Below are 14,851 nucleotides of genomic sequence, written 5' to 3' on the forward strand. Positions count from 1 at the left end.
TCGGCAACGTCGTCTCGAAGGCGTCGAACGATGCCTTGCAGCAGTTCGTCAACAACATCTTGGAGGGCTACGGCAAGGCCATCGCCTCTCTCGGTACCGTCTGGATGAACGTCCCCTCCCCGGTCACGGTCGTGGACCAGGGCGGCGGCGTCAACGGTGGCGGCACTCCGCCGCTGCCGGAGGCGTTCGAGACGATTCTCGGCTACGTGACGTGGGTCTCTGCGGGCCTGGCAGTCATGTCCCTGATCGTTGCTGGCGTGATGATGGCGAGCCGTCGCCGGCACGGCGACGGTGAAGCTCACATGGGCCGCATCGGCGTCATCCTCTTGGCCGTACTGCTCCTCTCCTCCGCGTCGGCGCTCGTGACCGGGTTCCTGCCGCTGGCGATGCACCTGAACGAGTCCTCGAGCGTCGTCGGCTGGGTGCAGGGGCAGTTGCAGTGGTACACCGGCGGACTCGCGATCCTCGCGATCCTCGTCGCCGCCGCCCGGATGGTGTGGACGCAACGCGCGATGCCGCTGCGCGAGCTCGCCGGCTCCGTGCTGACTCTGATCGCCGTGGCCGGCGCAGGGCTGGTCGTCATCCGCCTGGCGACCCAGGCGGGCGATGCGTTCTCGATCTGGATCCTCAACAACTCGACCGACTGCGACGTGTCCCAGCAGGGCGAGAGCAACTGCTTCGGCACCAACGTCTTCGCGATGATCAGCCTCACTGCGACCTCCGGCATCGGCCTGATCGGTCTCTTCCTGCTGGGCATGCTCGCCGTGTTCATGACCTACGTGCAGATCGCGCTGATGGTGTTCCGCGGCGCGATGCTCGTCGTCCTCGCCGGCATCTTCCCGCTCGCCGCGTCGTTCACGAACACCGAGATGGGTCGGCAGTGGTTCAAGAAGGCGATGGCCTGGACTATCGCCTTCATCCTCTACAAGCCCGCCGCGGCGATCGTCTACGCGATCGCCTTCCGGATGACCGGCACCGACCTGTTCAAGTCGGACGGCACCGGGCTCTTCCAGATCGTCACCGGCCTGGCCCTGATGCTCATCGCTCTCGTGGCTCTGCCTGCGCTGATGCGCTTCCTCGTCCCGGCCGTCTCCTCGGTCGGCGGCGGAGGCGCGGCAGGTCTGCTCCTGGGCGCTGCGGCAGTCTCGGCCGCTGGTGACGTCGCGACGGGTGCGATCCGCGCGAGCAGCAACGGAGGCGGCGGCGGCGGGAACGGCGGCGGTGGAGGCGGCAACAGTTCGTCCACGGACGGACCGTCCGGCAGCACGTCGACGCCGGGCTCGCCGACGTCGTCGCCGGCCGCTGACCCGTCTGGGTCGGCGTCGACGGCCGGCAGCGGCGCAGGTGCTGGTGCCGGAAGCGCGGCGACCAGCGGCGCGGGAGCCGCTGCGTCGAGCGGCGCCGGGGCCGGGGCAGCCGCGAGCGGCGCCGCGGCCGCGGCCGGATCGATCGGCGCCGGTATCGCCGTCGCAACGAAGGCCGCGGAGGGCGCGAAGCACGCCGCGCAGGCCGTGAAGGCCGGCACCGACGAGGCGACCGGCAGCAACGAGAGCGGGAGCTAACCCATGACCAGCACAGCAACCGATCCGATCAAGGCCCGCACCTACGGCAACTGGCGAAAGCCTCAGACCGCCGGCCTCGGCGGGCTGGGACAGCTCGCCACCCTCGTGATGTTCGTGGGCATCGTCGCCTCGATCATCGCGTCCATGTTCTCCGGCCTAGGTCCCGCACTCATCGTCGCCGCCATCTTCGGCGGCATCCTCCTGACCGTCTCGGTCAAGGACAAGCACGGGCAGAGCGCCCTCGGAAGGATGGTGGTCCGCGTGAACTGGTGGCGTACCAAGAGCAAGGGAGCAAACATCTACCGCTCCGGCCCGATCGGCCGCGCGAAGTGGGGCACCTTCCAGCTCCCAGGCCTGGCCGCGCCCTCGCAGCTCACCGAGCACGAGGACTCCCACGGTCGCCGGTTCGCTCTGATCAGCACCCCGATGACGAAGCACTTCACCGTCGTGCTGGCGACGGAGCCGGACGGCGCCGCGCTGGTGGATCAGGAGCAGATCAACAACCAGGTCGCGGAATACGGCATCTGGCTCGCCAACCTCGGAGACGAGCCCGGCATCGAAGCCGCGTCGGTCACCGTCGAGACGGCGCCCGACACGGGCACGCGCTTGCGCGGTGAGGTCGAGGGGTCGATGGACCCGGACGCGCCGCTGTTCGCGCGAGCGATGCTCCAGGAGGTCGTTGAGACCTACCCGGTCGGGTCGGCCACGATCCACGCCTACATCGCGCTCACGTTCACGGCGACCGCGCGGATCAACGGGAAGCGCCGCAATGCCAAGGAGGTCGCCGCGGACCTCTCCGCCCGCATCCCCGGCCTGACGTCTTCTCTCGCGGCGACGGGGGCGGGCGCGGCGCGGCCCCTGAGCGCGCAGGAGTTGTGCGAAGTCATCCGCACCGCGTACGACCCCGCCGCGGCGCTCCTGATCGATCAGGCGCGCGCAGAGGGCGAGACGGCGGACCTGTCCTGGACCGACGTCGGCCCTGCGGGTGCCGAAGCGCACTGGGACTCCTACCGTCACGACGGAGCGGTGTCGACGTCGTGGACCATGACCGCGCCCCCGCGCGGCGTCGTCCAGTCGAACATCCTCGCTCGCCTGCTCGCGCCGCACCGTGACATCGCCCGTAAGCGCGTCACCCTGCTCTACCGGCCCATCGATCCCGCCCGCGCCGCAGCGCTCGTGGAGGCGGACCTGAACGCCGCCCAGTTCAACTCCTCCGCGTCCACCAAGCCCACGGCCCGCTCGACGCTCTCGACCCGCTCGGCGCAGGCCACGGCCGCGGAGGAAGCCTCCGGCGCCGGGCTGATGAACTTCGGCCTGATCGTCACCGCGACCACGCTGCAGCGTGGTCAGGAGCCCGAAGCGCGCGCCGCGATCGACTCCCTCACCTCGGCCGCCCGCCTGCGGATGCGGCCGGCGTTCGGCTCGCAGGACTCCGCCTTCGCCGCCGCGCTCCCGCTGGGGCTGGTCCTGCCTCGGCACCTGCGCATTCCCAACGAGATGCGGGAAATCCTGTGACGCACCCCGCCACCACCAGGACGGCACTGGACACACGTCCGGTGCCGTCCCGGGTTAACCCTCAGCCCTCACCCGTCTTTGTCGCCGTTCCGACCCTTCTTGGAGGCCCCCAGTGAGCAGCACCACCAAGTTCTTCTCCCGCCACCGCGACACCGAGCCCGTCGACGTCCCCGCCGACGTCGACGGGGACGAGCTGCCGACCGGTGCCGTCGACGTCGACCAGAGCGAAGAGGCCGGCGACGTCGACGCGCTCGACTCCGCCACGCCCACGGGCGCGGTCGGAGCCCCGACGACGGCGCAGGCCGCGGCGACGTCGACGGACGCTCGCGCCCGTTCACGCCGCGTGCGGAAGGCTGAGGAGGAGGCCGCCGCAGCTCGCGCCGCCAGCTCTCCTCTCGCCCGCGAGAAGCCCTCGAAGCGGTCGCGGAAGAAGCGGGCGATCCCGCACCAGGGCGGCAGACAGAACATTGAGAAGGAGTCGGCGCCGAAGCGCCCGATGCGGCCGACGTCGACGGGATGGCTCGGCCGCGGCGGCGGACAGGCCGTCTCGATTCAGCCCGCCGATGAGTTCCGCGCAACGACCGTTCAGGTGTGCGGGCTGTACCCGTTCTCGGTCGGAACGGGCACGCCCATGATCGGCGTGCCGCTGGGGAAGAACCTCACCACCGGGGCCTCCGTGTTGTGCGACCCGATCAGCTGGTTCCAGCGGGCGCAGCTCATCTCCAACCCGTCGATGTTCGTCCTCGGCAAGCCGGGTCTGGGAAAGTCCTCGCTGACCCGCCGCATGGCGACCGGGCTCGCCGGGTACGGCACGATTCCGCTGGTCCTCGGGGATTTGAAGCCTGACTACGTGGATCTGATCCGCGCGATGGAGGGACAGGTCATCACCCTCGGCCGTGACCGCGGCTACCTGAACATCCTCGACCCCGGCGAGGCGACCAGCGCGGCGAAGCGCCTGCGCGACGACGCCGACCAGGCGCTCGAGCAAGCCGCGGAGCTCGACGCGCGCGGCGGCGACTCCAAGGAGCTGCGCCTGCGTGCGGTGAAGGCGCAGCGCCTCGCTGCTCAGGTGCTCGCGGACGCTCACGGCCGCCGGCACACGATGATCGCAGCGCTCCTGACGATCCTCCGCTCTCAGCCGCCCACGGACCGGGAGGAGACGATCATCGACCGGGCGCTCAAGTACCTGGACGAGCACCACGAGGGCATCCCCGTCCTCGCGGACCTGCTCGCCGTGATCCAGGCCGCGCCGGACGAGATTCGACAGGTCGCGCTCGACCGCAACGACCTCAAGCGGTACAAGGAAATCACCGAGAACCTCGAAGCGTCGCTCATCGGCCTCACCTCCGGTGGCCGGCTGGGCGAGATCTTCTCCCGCCAGACCACCACCCCGATGCGGCGGGACCGGCCCGTGGTCTACGACGTGTCCTCGATCGATGACTCCGAAGGTGACCTCCAGGCGGCGATCCTCCTCGCGTGCTGGTCCGCCGGGTTCGGGACGGTCAACGTCGCCGCGGCGCTGGCCGATGCGGGGATCGAGCCCCGCCGGCACTACTTCGTGATCCTGGACGAGCTGTGGCGGGCGCTGCGCGCGGGAAAGGGCATGGTCGATCGCGTCGACGCGCTCACCCGCCTCAACCGTGCCCGCGGTGTCGGCCTCGCGATGATCAGCCACACCATGTCCGACCTCCTCGCGCTCTCCAGCGAAGAGGACCGGATGAAGGCCCGCGGATTCGTGGAGCGCTCCGGCATGGTCATCTGCGGCGGCCTTCCCGGTGCGGAGATGCCTCTGCTCACGTCGGCGGTGCCGCTGTCCGCGAAGGAGCAGGAGATGCTCACGAGCTGGCAGGACCCGCCCGCCTGGGATGGCGTCTCCGGGAAGGAAGCGGACCCGCCCGGCCGTGGCCTGTTCCTGATCAAGGTGGGCGGCCGTCCCGGCATCCCCGTCCGCGTCCACCTGACCGCGGCGGAGAAGGACGTCAACGACACCAACAAGCTCTGGCACACCACGAGCCGCGCAGGCCGCGCGAACGAGCCCCTGGCGACCGATCCGGTCATGGTGGAGATTCTGCCGTGAGCGTCCTCGTCGCCCTCGGTGCGAGCTGCGTCGCGCTCGGCGCGGCCGGCGCCGCGATCGTCAGCGTGATCGCCGCCCGCCGCCGGGGGGGCGGCGGAGCGCGATCGGTTTCTACTCACGGGCTGTTGGACCGGGGTCGCCCTCATGGCGGGCTTCGTCGCCTGGGACAGTGGGACCGGGTGATCGCATGAGCTGCGCGTCGACGGTCGTCTACGACGGCTACCTCTGGGGCTGCTCGATGACGACGACGCTCCCGCACACCGACCACATGACGGACCTGCCGGTCGAGTACGCCGACAACGGCCAGGCCCTCCTCACCTGGGGCACCAGCCGGCAGGCGACCAGCGACGACACGACGGCCCCCTACGACGGGCCGATCTACGAGCGGTGCGAGCCGCGCCGGTTCCTGCCGGTATCCGTTCCGCTGCTCGAGCGGGCGACGTCGTGATCGCCGCCCGCACCGGGGGCGCGCTGCTGCGGGGTCCGCTCGGCCAGATCGGCGCGGTCGCCGGGCTGCTGGCGGTCGCGGTCCTCGTGGCCACGGCCGCCACCCTCGCGTTCACCGCACAGGTGCAGCACGCGATCCCCGCTCAGACCACTCTCACCAGCCCCGCACCGACCGAAGGAGCCGCACCATGAGCCTCACGAACAACCGCCGGAAAGAGCCCGGGAAGGCCAGTAACGGCTTCGGAGTCGCGTTCGCGGCCGGCGGTGTCCTGATCATCGCTCTGACCATCTACATCGCGGTCCGCGTCGGGTCCCAGGTCGACGGCGTGAATCCCGACATGGACACCGACCCGTCGAACTTTTTCTCCGTCGTGGTCGACGTGTTCTGCGGCCGACTCGTCTGGCCAGGCACCGCGACGCTCATCGTCGCCGGGATCGGCGCCGTGGTCGTGTTCTTCGGCACCCTGTTCCTGATCGCGAAGAACGGCGGGAAGAAGAACCGGACCCCGATCGACTGGACCGCCCGCCACACCGCGACCTCCGCGGAGATGAGCCACATGCGCGGGAAGGAGGCGAAGGAGAAGTCGGCCCGACTGGGCGTGACCGACTCGTTCGGTGTCCCTCTGGGTGACCTGCTCAGCGACGGTCGACCTCTCTACGCCTCGTTCGAGGACATGGTGCTGCTGCTCGCCGGCCCCCGCGTGGGCAAGTCGACCTCGTTCGTCATCCCCGCGATCACGGGCGCTCCCGGGTCCGTGGTCACGACCTCGAACAAGCGCGACGTGCTCGACGCGACCCGCGACCTCCGCGCAGCACGGGGGCAGGTGTGGGTGTTCGACCCGCAGCGCGTCGCGGTTGAGCCGCCGTCGTGGTGGTGGAACCCGCTCTCCTACGTCACCGACGACACCAAGGCCGCGAAGCTCGCGCAGCACTTCGCGTCCGGATCCAGCGAGGTCGGCGCCCGCTCGGATGCGCACTTCGAGCCGTCCGGTCGCGAGCTGCTGGCAGGCTTCTTGCTCGCCGCGGCCCTCGATGGCCGACCGATCACGGACGTCTACGAGTGGACGACGAAACCCGGCGACGAGACGGCCGGAGACATCCTGGCCTCGAGCGATTTCCCGCTGATGGCCAAGAGCTTGCAGGGCGCGACGCGGTTGGAGCACCGGGAGCGCGGATCGGTGTACTCCACTGCCCGGCGCATGGCGTCCTGCTTGAAGGACTCCGGCACCCGCCAGTGGGTGAACCGCACCAGCGAGAACGACACCCGGCCGGAATTCGATCCGGCCGCCTTCGTCCGCTCCACCGGGACGCTCTACAGCCTGTCCAAGGAGGGCGCCGGCAGCGCAGGCCCCCTCGTCCTCGCCCTCACCGCCGCAACGGTCGAGGCCGCGGAGGAGCTGGCCGCGGTGTCGCCCGGCGGCCGGATGCAGACCCCGATGCTCGGCGTCCTCGACGAGGCGGCGAACGTCTGCCGCTGGCGCGACCTCCCCGACCTCTACAGCCACTACGGCTCGCGGGGGATCCCGATCATGTCGGTGTTCCAGTCCTGGTCACAGGGCGTAAGCGTGTTCGGGAAGGAGGGCATGGACAAGCTGTGGTCGGCCGCGAACGCGAAGATCTACGCCGGCGGAATCTCGGAGACGGGGTTCCTGCGGATGGTGTCGGAGCTGATCGGCACCTACGACCGCGAGACGACCTCCGCGAGCATGAACAAGGGCGTGCGCTCGACCACCAGCGCGTTGAAGCGCGAACTGATCCTCGACGTCGCGGAGCTCGCGAACCTCCCCACGCCCAAGAAGGGGCGCAAGATCGGGCGGGCGATCCTGATGTCCTCGGGCTCGCGTGCCGCGATCCTGCGCACGGTGCCGTGGTTCGACGGCCCCAAGCCGCTCGTGGCCGCGATCAACGCCTCCATCGCGAACCACCGACCTGGCGCAGCGCCGACACCGACGCCGCCGCCGGCCCCGGAGCAGGGACACGGCTTCACGCCGGTGACGGACTCATGAGCGATGACTTCTACGGGGGCGTGGACGACGAGGCCGCGCCTGCGTCAGCGGCCGACGAGGCGACGAGTGCCCCGGAGAGCGAAGAGCCCACGACGCATTTCGGGTCGGCGGATGAGTTCGTGCGCAAGCAGCTCATCGGCACCTACCGGCGCCGAGTGATGGCGCAGGGCTCCGGTGCAGGTCTGCGGTGGAAAGCAGCCTGGTGGGAGTCCAAGGAAGCACAACAGCGCATCGAGGCGCTGTGGCGGGCCTGGGAGGCCGCACGCGCCGACCCGAAAGCCGGGATGAGTGCGTGGTGGATCAACCACTGCGATCCGCACATGAGCGTCCTACTCTCTGCGGACGGGCCGTTCGCTGACTCGACGGACGAGAACCGGCTCGGTGAACCGCTGCCTTACACGGCACCGGTAGAAGGCACTTTCCCGTCCGATCTACAACCGCCGCTGTACACGCAGCGCCCATCCAGAGAAAACGCCTGAGAGGCGCTCTGAGGACGTAAGAAGGGGAGCACCGTCCGGTGCTCCCCTTCTTCGTTCTCGACGCTCCGGCTAGCGGCTCAGGTCCGCGCGATCGGCGCCCTGCCCCTGGCCACGACCGCGCCGCGTCTGAGGGACGGTGCTCATCGGAGCCTTCGACGTCACCGCGGCGCTGGGCGGGGTGGCGTGCGCGCTGTCGGCGCTCATCCGCGCCTCGATGACGTGCGGGGGGACTCCCTTGGCTTCCATCGCCTGAATGGTCGACTGTCGACGCTCGGCACTGTCGTAAGCGATCTCTCCGGCCTCACGCGACGCTGACGCGCGCGGATCCGTCGCGGGCGGCGCCGACTCCGTGGACGGGCCTCCGGTGCCCTGTGCGGCCTCCTGGCGCTCTGCGGGGGCGTCGTCGCGGAAGAGCTGTGCCTGAGCGCGCGCGTCGGAGGCCAGCTCGCGCAGCTCGTCAGGAGTCGCGTTGGCGGTGCCACCGGCGGCCGCGTCGCGGTCGTAGTCGCTCGCGCGCGCTTCGAGCTGCGCAGCCATCTCCGCGCGCCCGTTGTCGACGTCGGACGCACCGGGGGTTTCTCGAGCGGCCTCCTGGTTGCGGGCGTCGTTCGCGCGGTCGAGGCGGTCGGCTTCCGCGATCAGTAGTTGTGCCTCCGTAACCTCCGCTCCCGCTCGAGCACGCTCGGGAGCTACCGTGTCCTTCCACTCCTCGACCAGCGCGGCTCGTGCAGCAGCGACGGCCGCGGGGTCCGCAGTGCGGAACTCTCCGTCGTTCCAGTCGATCGACGTCTGCACGCGGTAGTCCTGGAACCCGGCCGGGTCGGTGTCGCGCTTCCACTCCTCGGCCGCGGAGAGTTCGAGGGTGCCGGCGTCGCCCGCGAGCGCCGCGCGGTAGTCGGTGATCAGAGCGCGCTCCGCGTTCACGTCCGGCTCTGCGCGGCCGCGTATGTCCATGGTGAGACGGTCGTCGTCGTGGCGGTGGTAGTGCTCCGGCGCGGAGTTGGTGGCCCATTCCCTCGCCCGGTCCAGCTCCGACTTCGCCTGACCGGCGGCGTCGCGCAGCACGGCGGTGTCGACGCCGTAGCGCTCGAACACTTCGCGCTGAACGACGGCCGACGCGCGCTCCGCGATCGGGTCGTGGTTCTTCCACGCCTGCGCCGTCTCCGCGACCTTCGAGATGTCTTGGATGCTCGCCTTCTCCCACCAGTCGGGCCGGTCCACGACCTGCAACGTTGCGCGTGCAGCGCCGCGCTCGGCGTCGAAACGGGCCGACAGCTCGCGCGCCTGCGCGGCGGAGCGTGCCTGCGCGTCGCGGGCCAGCTCCTCGCGCAGCCGGGCGAACTTCTCGCCCATCTGCATCGCGATCGTCAACGCGATCCGGACGTTCTGACCGACCTCCTGGCCTACCTCGTCGTCGTCACTCATGACTTCCTCCCCTTGCCTTGGTGAATCGTCTATCGGCCACGGTCGCCGCGGTCCTGGTCAGGTCCCTGCCGAGACTGTCGGGCGCGGTCCGCGAGCATCGCTTCCTCGCGCTCCCGGTCAGCCTTGGTGAGCTTCGTGGGCACGGGACTGCCCGACCCGAAGTTGGTCTGGGACAGCCGGCGAACGTCTTTGAGCTCCTCCGGGAGCGCCTGCCAGGCCCGCTCGTTCTCCGCGACCTTCTCGGCCTTCACGACGCCCTGGTAGCCATCGCGAACAGCGGACAACTGACCCCGCAACGTCTGTGACAGCTCGCGCATCCGTCGCGCATCACCGGCTGCCTTGTGAGCCGACGCGACCGCGTGCGTCAAGCGCGCGAACTGGTTCAGCAGCAGCAGCTCCGCGGCTGCATTCTTCTTGTTCCCCGCCGCGGCCATGATCAGTGCGGAGTACGCCGCCGTCGAGGGCATCATCGCGGGCCGCGGGCGCGTCTCGTGCGCCCGAAGGTGCGCCGAGCGGGCGAGCGATCGCGCAGCGTCAGCGAGCGGTCCCGGGGTGGGCTCCATTCGACGGGACCACGCCGCGTAGGCGCCGGCCGTCTCGCGAGCGACGTGCGCCCACGTGGCCTTGTCGGAGGGGTCCACGGACCTGATGTAGTCGTGCAGACGGTCCATGTCCGCGGCGTACGCCTCGAACAGCTCGGGGGCCGGCTCTGCCGTCTCCCGGCCAGGGTTGACCGGCGTGTACTTCCAGGGATTCTTTGCTGTCGCGCGCCATTCGGACGCCGCATCCGACGCCGACTCCGGCTGGTCCGGCCAGCCCTTCCGTAGCTCCGGCAACGTCAGGTCGCGCGCGAGCCGGCCGCCGCCGTGCCAGATCGCCTTCTCACCGTTCGTCGGCCGCAGCGCGACCGAATAGCCGGCGATCACATCATCACGGCCCGTCGCGAAACGAGGCCGCACCAGCACCCCGCCCTGACGCAGACGGCGAACGAACTCGCTCTCATCCTGCGACGCGGACGAGGCCGCGCGCACCGCGCGCTCGAGGCGCTGCATGTCCGGCTCGACGTGCCCGCGACGTGCAGCGGACTCACGCGCTCCCGGCCGCACACCGCGCTCCGGGAACTCGCGCTCCGGCGCCTGGTAGACCTGCAACCCGTACTCGCGCTCCAGCTCACGGCTGATCGTCTGCGACCGCTCGTAGTCCTTGTGCACCGACGCTTTCGTGCCGTCCTCGCGCACCAGCGACACGGCGATGTGCACGTGGTCGTTGCCGTGCTTCGACAGGCCATGACGCACCGCGACCCACCGGCAATCGGCCTTGCCGATGTCCTCGCCAGCGAAGCCCATCCGCTGCACGAAGTCGGTCGAGATTCGGCCCCACTGCTCGTCTGTGAGCTGGCCCTCCTCCGCCGCCAGCGACAGCGAGCAATGCCACACATCCGCCGCCACGCGATCCTTCACGATCGCACCGGCCGAGTCCCGAACCGCCTCGCCGTTCTCGTCGGTGCGCACCTTGTTGCGCGTCACCTCGACGCCGAACAGCTCCCGCGGTCGGTCCAGATCCGCAGCGATCGCCGCAGCCGCAGCGCCATCCAGAATCTCATGCCCGTACTCAGCCATGATCGCGGAATCCCCCGCGATCAGGTGCTGCTCCTCGTGCTCGTTCGTCTTACCGGGACCAACGAGGTAGCCCATCAGTCCACGCATGCGCGTGCCGCGCGTGATGTTCGTTCTCACCGTCCACCGAGCCGGTCTGCCGTCGCCTCGATCAGGCGTCGCACCCGCCGGTACTCCTCCGCAGCCTCAACAGCCTCGGCCGGGAACTGGCCCGTGCTGTTCGCGAACCGCGCGAGCTGGTTCATGTTGTCCGACGTCTTCTGCAACAGCTTCGACGCCCGGAACAGCTCAGCAACCACCAACCGCCACTCCGTGTCCGTGCGCACCTGGGCGTTCATCGCGGACTCGAACAGCAGCCGCGGCACCGTCACTTCCAGCACCTCGGCACGGGCGCGCAGGTGCGCGTCCTCCTCGGGCGTGACCGACACCTCGTACCGCTTCGACCGCGCAGCGACACCCGGCACGTTCGCGCGGCGGCGCCGGCCGAACAACCGACCCTCTCGTGACGACTCCGACACGACCCTCACCGTCCTTCCGGCCCAGCGCAGCGAACCCGCCCCCAGGCGGGGACCATACGACCAGTATGCGCCGACCCGGCCGCGCAGCGGAAGGGGCGCGAGCGGTTTACCACGGGTAAACCTATAGCTTGCTCCACAAACCATCTTCGCACCGAGCGCGACTTGGGTGTAACTCGGGTCCGAAGGACACCCGAGCGTCTCGGCTGGCGAAGCCGAACCCGAGACGCTTGAGTCCGCGCCTTCCGCATGACGGCGGCGGCGGCTAGCCTTTCCGCATGAGCGACCACACGAGGAACCCTGACGACGCCGCCGACGCCGCCCGCCGACTGCTCGAACAGAGCGTCGAGAAGCGCGTCGAGGCGGTCCGCACGATCGTCTCCGCAGCCAACGACACCGACACCGCACGCGCCGCCCTCAGCGACGCGCAGAACCGACACAGCAAGGCGTGGGCGGACGCCCTCGCCGCCGGATGGTCGGAGAAGGAACTCCGCGCAGCAGGAGTGCCGCGACCCGAGCAGACTCGCGCTCGCGTCACCCGCGCGCGACGCACAACGTCGGCGGAGGGAATTCCCGCCGATTCGACCGAGAGCGACAGCTCTGCGTCCATCGAGAACGCTGCATGACCGACGACGAGTCCTCCGCGCTCCACGGTCAGGTCCGCGCCTGGGCGGAAGGGTCCAACCCGCTCGCGGCCGCCGTCGAACTGCTGATCCGATCGGGCCTCGTGTACGCCGGAGCACCGTGGGTGAAGACCGACAACGCCTGGCACACGAGCGCAATCGACTTCGACCGCCTCGGCTACGAAATCGGAGCGCTCAGCGGAGGCGAACAGCGCGTCGCGCGGATCGCGTCGTCGCTCGGTCAGGGTGTCCCTGTCGACCTCCGCGAGGACGTCGCCGGGCTCGACCTCGAACACACGCGACTGGTCCTCGCGGCGATCGCGCACGCCGCCGGACTCGGAGAGCCCGGCACGACGATCCAGACCGTCGACGGAGTGCCGACAATCGTCCCCCATGACGCTCTGGCGTCGTGGCCGAACGAGTAGGTCGATCGCGCACGACGACCGCCCTCGTCGAGTAGCAAGCCCCCGCTCGAGCAGTCACGCTCGCGGGGGCTTCTGCCTTCCCGCGACGTGCGCGCAGGCTGCGGTCCGGCCGTCCATCCGACGCTTCACTCTTGCCTGCGCCGGCCGACCGTCAAGAGCGCTGCGCGTCCCTCCGGGATGCCCCTCCGGGGCACTCCTGACGGCCACCCGCCTCCGGCATCGCGCCGCTTATCGGATGGATGGCCTCAGAGAATGCTCCCCTCGGGAAGAGTTCCGATCAGCGGCCCCTGCCGGACGCTCACCGGAGCGCTACATCGCGTAGGTGATGACGACGGATGAGAGCTTCCGCGACGTTCACGTCCACCGACGACGTGTGCACGGCCCTCCTCGCCTTCGTCGGTTCGATCGCCGCCGGCGGACACTCCGAGTCGATCGCTATTCCCGCGCTGCGCGTGGATGGGCAGGTCATGGAAGTACGGATGACGGTGAACGCCAACAGCGCGTTCGTCGTCGTCCCAGTCGATGCCGACGCGCAAGACGAGCGCGCCCTTCTGGCAGCCTCAAAGTCGGTAGTCAGCGAGCTGCGCAAGCGAAGCGCGGCCAGCCGTCAGGATGCCGAGCGGCGCTGACAGGAGTTGCTCGACTCGCTCCGCTCACGCTCACCGTCTCGGCACTTCGTGTCTAAAGTGGCGGTGCGGTTGAGAAGTGGGGACCTCGACGCCGCGCGCGGCAGACCGACGAGGGGTCGTCGGTGTCGCTCTGCTCTCGGCCGCGTCACACAGCGCGGCCGAGAGCACCACTCGCCGGCTGCTGCTCAGGGCCGTCAACCCTCCTCCCGTGGGCACAGTCGGCACCTATGGTCGGGCATGTACGGAGTGCCGTTCGCTCCGGCCCCAGTGCTCCCGGCTCGGATGCGGCTCGGCCCCTGAGCCGGGAGTAGCGGCCCGGCCCCGCGTCGGGGGATGCCGGGTCGGGCCGCTTCCCAGGGGAAGAAGCCGCACCCGAGCGAAACGACACCAGGCGTAACGTGCGGTGGTTATGCTCCGCGCATGATCGACTTCAGCTCCGCCGAGATGGCGACAGTCGAGTACGTCGAGGACCAGTGGCGCCTCACGATTCTCGACGGGACCGGCACCACGTTGGCCGAGACCGGGCTTCCGCTTTTCGGCCCCGAGAACTTCTTCGTTCGCGCCAGCTCTGACCGGCCGGCGGGCCTGGATTACGTGGGGCCGTTCTTGAACAAGCGCGGCCTGTACTACACCCAGTGGACCGGTCGCGGCCGAGACGGATGGAGCACACAGCTCCACTACTGACGAGCACACGTTGCGCGGGCAGACGTCCAGGATGATGAGCACATGTCGCGCAACACTGAGCCGTTGGCCGGTCAAATGGTCTGGCTCGTCCGCTGGATCCAATCGCGTGACGGCTGGTCGCACGAGACCATCAGCGGCGCTTTTCAGGAGCGCACCGACACGTGCTGGCGCGTCTGGGTGAACGAGGAGCTGCGCGAACTTCCCTCACAGGACTGGTCCCCCTACAAGCCGTGACGCCGACGGTGGTCCACGCTCAGCTGTGGTCAGTGACGGATCGCGGAAGCGCGCCAGCCTTCGTCCTTGACCCAGCGGAACCCAATCCAGCAAGTCTGCGGCTCCGGCGCGTCTGCGGCCGCGTCCAGGGCGACCCGAAACGTGGCAGGTGTCGCGCCGTCGATGATCGTGAACTCCGAATCGCGGTCCGCGAGCGCCCCGCACGCATCGCGCAAGCCTGCACTGTCTGACTCGGTGTTCGCGGGAAGAAGCTTCGCGATCGCCGGATCATCGTTCAACACGGGCACGAGCTCGTACACCAGCTCCTGGCCACTCCCCGACGGCGGCACCGCTCCCGACGTCGAGTCATCGAGCGACCCGACCGCAAACATGAAGACAGCGACGACGCCGGCCAGCACCGACGTCAGCAGAACGAGTAGGACCACGGTGACGCCACGATGGTGCCGCGGCGGTGAAGGAAGATCCTCCGCCTCGTCGTACGCCCCCACCGCTTCCCCTCCGCCGACAGGTCCTCCCGACCCCGGCTCACCAGAGATACCAGACCTGAACGACCAACCATCACGCACTATCCCCATCGCCCTCCCCCGTTTGGCTGATGCTCGGCAGATCACTCA

The 14,851-nt window shown here is 69.6% G+C and carries 16 protein-coding genes; 12 read left to right on the plus strand and 4 right to left on the minus strand.

Annotated elements, in window-relative coordinates; translation table 11 throughout:
- The first annotated feature begins 35 nt into the window (after positions 1-35).
- The 7 genes from C5C59_RS14185 (at position 36) to C5C59_RS14220 (ending at position 8,086) form a co-directional block, all read left to right on the plus strand.
- Complete coding sequence (locus tag C5C59_RS14185; protein WP_104227107.1) at positions 36-1,562, plus strand: hypothetical protein; 1,527 nt, start codon at positions 36-38, stop codon at positions 1,560-1,562.
- Between the two features lie 3 nt (positions 1,563-1,565).
- Complete coding sequence (locus tag C5C59_RS14190) at positions 1,566-3,077, plus strand: SCO6880 family protein (protein ID WP_181072914.1); 1,512 nt, start codon at positions 1,566-1,568, stop codon at positions 3,075-3,077.
- A 496-nt stretch (positions 3,078-3,573) separates the two neighbouring features.
- On the plus strand, positions 3,574-5,154 hold the full coding sequence (locus tag C5C59_RS14200; protein ID WP_243616529.1) for an ATP/GTP-binding protein: 1,581 nt from the start codon (positions 3,574-3,576) through the stop codon (positions 5,152-5,154).
- A gap of 169 nt (positions 5,155-5,323) precedes the next feature.
- Positions 5,324-5,602 carry a hypothetical protein gene (locus C5C59_RS14205; protein WP_146082823.1) on the plus strand — a complete coding sequence of 93 codons (279 nt, stop codon included), beginning with the start codon at positions 5,324-5,326 and terminating at the stop codon, positions 5,600-5,602.
- Positions 5,599-5,793 (plus strand): hypothetical protein, encoded by a 195-nt coding sequence (locus C5C59_RS14210; RefSeq protein WP_104227104.1) that lies wholly within the window; start codon positions 5,599-5,601, stop codon positions 5,791-5,793. The genes C5C59_RS14205 and C5C59_RS14210 overlap by 4 nt, the downstream gene beginning before the upstream one ends.
- A complete protein-coding gene (locus C5C59_RS14215) occupies positions 5,790-7,607 on the plus strand; it encodes a type IV secretory system conjugative DNA transfer family protein (RefSeq protein WP_104227103.1) in 1,818 nt (605 codons plus the stop codon). The genes C5C59_RS14210 and C5C59_RS14215 overlap by 4 nt, the downstream gene beginning before the upstream one ends.
- Positions 7,604-8,086, plus strand: coding sequence for a DUF4913 domain-containing protein (locus tag C5C59_RS14220; protein ID WP_104227102.1), 483 nt, complete (start codon positions 7,604-7,606; stop codon positions 8,084-8,086). Before C5C59_RS14215 ends, C5C59_RS14220 begins: the two co-directional genes overlap by 4 nt.
- A gap of 69 nt (positions 8,087-8,155) precedes the next feature.
- Here the strand turns inward: C5C59_RS14220 and C5C59_RS14225 are convergent, their stop codons facing one another.
- Genes C5C59_RS14225 through C5C59_RS14235 form a run of 3 tightly spaced genes read right to left on the minus strand, consistent with a single transcriptional unit; the run spans position 8,156 to position 11,555 of the window.
- Positions 8,156-9,511 (minus strand): hypothetical protein, encoded by a 1,356-nt coding sequence (locus C5C59_RS14225; protein WP_104227101.1) that lies wholly within the window; start codon positions 9,509-9,511, stop codon positions 8,156-8,158.
- Positions 9,512-9,540: 29 nt separating this feature from the next.
- Positions 9,541-11,247: a relaxase/mobilization nuclease domain-containing protein gene (locus C5C59_RS14230; RefSeq protein WP_146079000.1), complete on the minus strand. Its 1,707-nt coding sequence runs from the start codon at positions 11,245-11,247 to the stop codon at positions 9,541-9,543.
- Positions 11,244-11,555, minus strand: coding sequence for a plasmid mobilization relaxosome protein MobC (locus C5C59_RS14235; RefSeq protein ID WP_236553717.1), 312 nt, complete (start codon positions 11,553-11,555; stop codon positions 11,244-11,246). Before C5C59_RS14235 ends, C5C59_RS14230 begins: the two co-directional genes overlap by 4 nt.
- Before the next feature lie 365 nt (positions 11,556-11,920).
- On the opposite strand from C5C59_RS14235, the gene C5C59_RS14240 reads away from it, so the two are divergent.
- The 5 genes from C5C59_RS14240 to C5C59_RS14260 all read left to right on the plus strand — a co-directional run bounded on the left by C5C59_RS14240 (position 11,921) and on the right by C5C59_RS14260 (position 14,237).
- A complete protein-coding gene (locus C5C59_RS14240) occupies positions 11,921-12,268 on the plus strand; it encodes a hypothetical protein (RefSeq protein WP_104227099.1) in 348 nt (115 codons plus the stop codon).
- Positions 12,265-12,690 carry a hypothetical protein gene (locus C5C59_RS14245; RefSeq protein ID WP_104227098.1) on the plus strand — a complete coding sequence of 142 codons (426 nt, stop codon included), beginning with the start codon at positions 12,265-12,267 and terminating at the stop codon, positions 12,688-12,690. Before C5C59_RS14240 ends, C5C59_RS14245 begins: the two co-directional genes overlap by 4 nt.
- Positions 12,691-13,025: 335 nt before the next feature.
- Entirely contained in the window at positions 13,026-13,319 is a 294-nt protein-coding gene (locus C5C59_RS14250) for a hypothetical protein (RefSeq protein WP_104227097.1), read from the plus strand.
- Positions 13,320-13,739: 420 nt separating this feature from the next.
- Positions 13,740-14,003 carry a hypothetical protein gene (locus C5C59_RS14255; protein WP_104227096.1) on the plus strand — a complete coding sequence of 88 codons (264 nt, stop codon included), beginning with the start codon at positions 13,740-13,742 and terminating at the stop codon, positions 14,001-14,003.
- Positions 14,004-14,045: 42 nt separating this feature from the next.
- Positions 14,046-14,237, plus strand: coding sequence for a hypothetical protein (locus tag C5C59_RS14260; protein WP_104227095.1), 192 nt, complete (start codon positions 14,046-14,048; stop codon positions 14,235-14,237).
- Positions 14,238-14,266: 29 nt separating this feature from the next.
- On the opposite strand, the gene C5C59_RS14265 is transcribed toward C5C59_RS14260, so the two are convergent.
- A complete protein-coding gene (locus C5C59_RS14265) occupies positions 14,267-14,725 on the minus strand; it encodes a hypothetical protein (protein WP_104227094.1) in 459 nt (152 codons plus the stop codon).
- Positions 14,726-14,851 lie beyond the last annotated feature (126 nt).

Origin of the sequence: Rathayibacter sp. AY1F4 (genome assembly GCF_002931775.1) — a bacterium.
In the GTDB taxonomy this organism is placed as follows: domain Bacteria; phylum Actinomycetota; class Actinomycetes; order Actinomycetales; family Microbacteriaceae; genus Rathayibacter.

Excerpts from the sequence above, each read along its gene's own strand:
- C5C59_RS14190 (WP_181072914.1), top strand. The coding sequence starts at position 1,566 with ATGACCAGCACAGCAACCGATCCGATCAAGGCCCGCACCTACGGCAAC.
- C5C59_RS14200 (WP_243616529.1), top strand. The coding sequence starts at position 3,574 with ATGCGGCCGACGTCGACGGGATGGCTCGGCCGCGGCGGCGGACAGGCC.
- C5C59_RS14215 (WP_104227103.1), top strand. The coding sequence starts at position 5,790 with ATGAGCCTCACGAACAACCGCCGGAAAGAGCCCGGGAAGGCCAGTAAC.
- C5C59_RS14220 (WP_104227102.1), top strand. The coding sequence starts at position 7,604 with ATGAGCGATGACTTCTACGGGGGCGTGGACGACGAGGCCGCGCCTGCG.
- C5C59_RS14225 (WP_104227101.1), bottom strand. The coding sequence starts at position 9,511 with ATGAGTGACGACGACGAGGTAGGCCAGGAGGTCGGTCAGAACGTCCGG.
- C5C59_RS14240 (WP_104227099.1), top strand. The coding sequence starts at position 11,921 with ATGAGCGACCACACGAGGAACCCTGACGACGCCGCCGACGCCGCCCGC.
- C5C59_RS14245 (WP_104227098.1), top strand. The coding sequence starts at position 12,265 with ATGACCGACGACGAGTCCTCCGCGCTCCACGGTCAGGTCCGCGCCTGG.
- C5C59_RS14250 (WP_104227097.1), top strand. The coding sequence starts at position 13,026 with ATGAGAGCTTCCGCGACGTTCACGTCCACCGACGACGTGTGCACGGCC.
- C5C59_RS14255 (WP_104227096.1), top strand. The coding sequence starts at position 13,740 with ATGATCGACTTCAGCTCCGCCGAGATGGCGACAGTCGAGTACGTCGAG.
- C5C59_RS14260 (WP_104227095.1), top strand. The coding sequence starts at position 14,046 with ATGTCGCGCAACACTGAGCCGTTGGCCGGTCAAATGGTCTGGCTCGTC.